The organism is Chamaesiphon sp. OTE_20_metabat_361, assembly GCF_031364565.1.
Window position 1 is genome coordinate 1 of the sequence record NZ_JANLWO010000113.1, and the last position, 3,139, is coordinate 3,139.

2 protein-coding genes and 2 pseudogenes are annotated in these 3,139 nt (G+C 49.9%); all 4 read left to right on the plus strand.

The window, feature by feature from the left end; all coding sequences use genetic code 11:
* Positions 1 to 301, plus strand: a pseudogene (locus tag RMO35_RS03180) (hypothetical protein); the annotation flags it as partial.
* An 81-nt stretch (positions 302 to 382) separates the two neighbouring features.
* Positions 383 to 1,585: an FHA domain-containing serine/threonine-protein kinase gene (locus RMO35_RS03185; RefSeq protein WP_309738503.1), complete on the plus strand. Its 1,203-nt coding sequence runs from the start codon at positions 383 to 385 to the stop codon at positions 1,583 to 1,585.
* Positions 1,586 to 1,994: 409 nt separating this feature from the next.
* Positions 1,995 to 2,810: a D-alanyl-D-alanine carboxypeptidase family protein gene (locus tag RMO35_RS03190; RefSeq protein ID WP_309738504.1), complete on the plus strand. Its 816-nt coding sequence runs from the start codon at positions 1,995 to 1,997 to the stop codon at positions 2,808 to 2,810.
* A gap of 185 nt (positions 2,811 to 2,995) precedes the next feature.
* Positions 2,996 to 3,139: pseudogene (locus RMO35_RS03195) on the plus strand (repressor LexA); the annotation flags it as partial.

Here is a 3,139-nt window from a genome sequence, read left to right on the forward strand (position 1 = left end):
TAGTAAAGGTAATTTTACTCAAGCCGTGGCGATCGCAAATCAGATCGCTCCGGGGAGAGCGCTTTATCAAGATGCTCAATCCCAAGTCCGTTACTGGAATCTCGAACTACAAGAAATTGCCGATCGCCACACCTTAGATCGTGCTATTAGTATTTATCGGCAGGGCAAGATTACCAGCGCGATCGAGCTTGCCGCTACCATCGGTCGGCGCAGTCCGATTTATAGTGATGCTCGTGCCTATGTTGCTGATTGGCGAATGCTGCTGACACCACGATCGGCACGTAAATTAATTGATAATTGATAATTGATAGTTAATTTTTTAGGATGGGGATTGAGCGCAACCTTGCAAACCTCTACTTTTTGTTAAGTTGCCACTGGCTACATGAAAAATATTCAGATTTCGCTGTGGGACGATCGGGAGACTCACATCTTACAGCAGTGGCAATTTTTTCCACCCACACCAATTCAGATCGGACGCTCCCCAGAACGGGAGATCGCGATCGATCGACCGTCGATTTCGCGGCTGCACGCCACGATCTCGTATACAAGCTTGCGTCAAGGTGGAGGCTACTGGGAACTCAGCAATCAAGGCACCAATGGGACTTTAGTTAACGATCTGTCGATCGAGCGAGTATTACTAACTACTGGCGATCGGGTCAAAATTTCGCCAGAAGGCGCACTGCTCACGATCGAACTAGATGCCATGAGTGCCCCGATCGCCCCCGTCAGCCCCATTCAGCCAGTAATCTGCGCACATTCAGACAATCCACCCAACACCCTCTTTTGCCAGCACTGCGGCGAACCGATCGCCTTCAGTCATCAGATCCACCAATACCAGATCCTCAAAACCTTGGGACAAGGTGGCATGGGTACGACTTATTTGGCTTGGGACAAAGTTAAATTGCTGGTACTCAAAGAAATGAATGCCGACATGGCAATTATTCCCAAAGCGCAGGAATTATTCGAGCGCGAAGCCAAAATCCTCCAAACCTTGCACCATCCCGGCATTCCCCAATATTATGACTTCTTCGTTGCTGGATCTCGCAAATATCTGGCAATGGAACTAATTCACGGACAGGATTTGGACGTATATGTGATGGAGCGTGGCAAAGTCGCCCTCGCTCAAGCGATCGACTGGATGGTGCAACTGTGCGATATTTTGGGCTATATCCACCAACAACAACCGCCACTGATCCACCGCGACGTTAAACCCGCAAACATCCTCATCCGGACGATCGACCAGCGAGTTTTCTTGCTCGACTTTGGAGCTGTCAAAGAGATCGGCACCCTCGGCGGCACTAAAATTGGCGCACCCGACTACATGGCACCCGAACAAAATAACGGCAAACCCTGCACCCAATCAGATCTGTACGCGATCGCGCCGACATTAATTTTTCTACTCACCAGGCGCAATCCGGCGGAATTTCTCGAACTCTACCCAGATGGCTACCGCTTCAACGTCTCCTCAGTACCCGGCGTCACGCCCCAACTCCAAGCACTCATCGATAAAGCCACCCACCGCCGACCCCTCGATCGCTACCTCACCGCCGCTGATTTAGCCGAAGCTTTGCATCAAATTAGTTGAGTTTTCGGCGTTGCTGAATCTGGGAGACTGGGGGACTGGGGGACGGGTAAAAGGTAAAAGGTAAAAGGTAAAAGGTAAAAGGTAAGGGTTTTATCGATTGACTCGATCCGGTGTTTTTTAATGGGAGCCTACTACTGCATAACAGCCGCATAAAATCTATCCATGGAATGCCATAAAGCCCACTCCAATCCTCACAAATCGACCCTTACGCAGGAGAGTTTGAGAGGCGGCGTCCCGCCTTTCAACGGGGGGTCTGGGGGTCGGAACCCCCAGATCCGGGTTCTGCCTCCGCTAGGAGGATCGCAACTAACTAATATTTAACGTTTGCCGCCTCGCCGTAGTCAATCCTTCTCAAGCCAGCTAAAAACTCAAACGATCGACGATCGTTAGCGATCGCCTATATGTCAAAATGCAATATATTCGCACCAGGGAGCAGCAGTTGAGTAACTCAGATCGGTCTAAACCAGGTAAAGCCGAAGACATTCCCGCCGCCTTACGAGACGGCACCAAACCCCGAGCGACCAACCCCGATCCGGCAGTCACTCCGCGTCGATTGCCCATTGGCGGCGCGATCGTCGGCGTGGCAATTTTACTCGCAGGTGGCGCTGCGGTAATGTTTGGCATCACTTCCCAGCCGTCCCCACCCACGCCAGTTAGCAGCACCAACAATCCCAGCGACTCAAACGCCGCGCCGGGAAATAGTCCGACCACCGATAATCTCCTCAATCATCTGCCCTACACCGAAGCTCCCGATGCCGAGCTAGTCTCGATCGGTAGTGGGTATCGCTTGCGAAAAAATGCGGCGGCGAAATTTCAAACGATGGTAGCCGCAGCTAGAGCCAGTGGCGTCAATATTACGACGATCTCGGCATTTCGATCGGTCGAAGATCAAAAACGCCTCTTTTTTGGAGTTGGAGCCGCACGCGGTCAACAACCGAGCAAACGTGCTGAAGTTAGCGCACCGCCAACATACAGCGAACATCATACTGGGTACGCCGTAGATGTCGGCGATGGCACGGTACCAGCCACCAATTTAAATCAAAACTTTGACACTACACCTGCCTATAAATGGCTCAAAGCTAACGCTGCTACCTATAGTTTCGAGCTATCCTTTCCCAAGGACAACATTCAAAAAGTGAGTTATGAGCCTTGGCACTGGCGGTTCGTCGGCGATATTAACAGCCTGGAAACTTTTTATAAAGCGCATAATTTAAAGGCAAAATAATGTAGTCTCAGGGGAAAGTCATTAGTAGACAAAGCCGATCGGGATGGAAATTGACACCACTCGACAAGTAAAATTAGCTAATTTTGGAGACGAGCTGAATTTATTTAAATAATTACTAGCGATCGAGTAGACTTAATTAGTACGACAGATCTATAGTAGTTATATATTGAATTTCACACGCTCTAATTATGGAATTAACTAAGGCTCAACAGGAACTTTATGATTGGTTGGTCGATTATATTCGCGAACACCAACACGCCCCTTCGATTCGGCAGATGATGCAGGCGATGAATCTCAAGTCGCCCGCACCGATCCAAAGCCGACTGGAA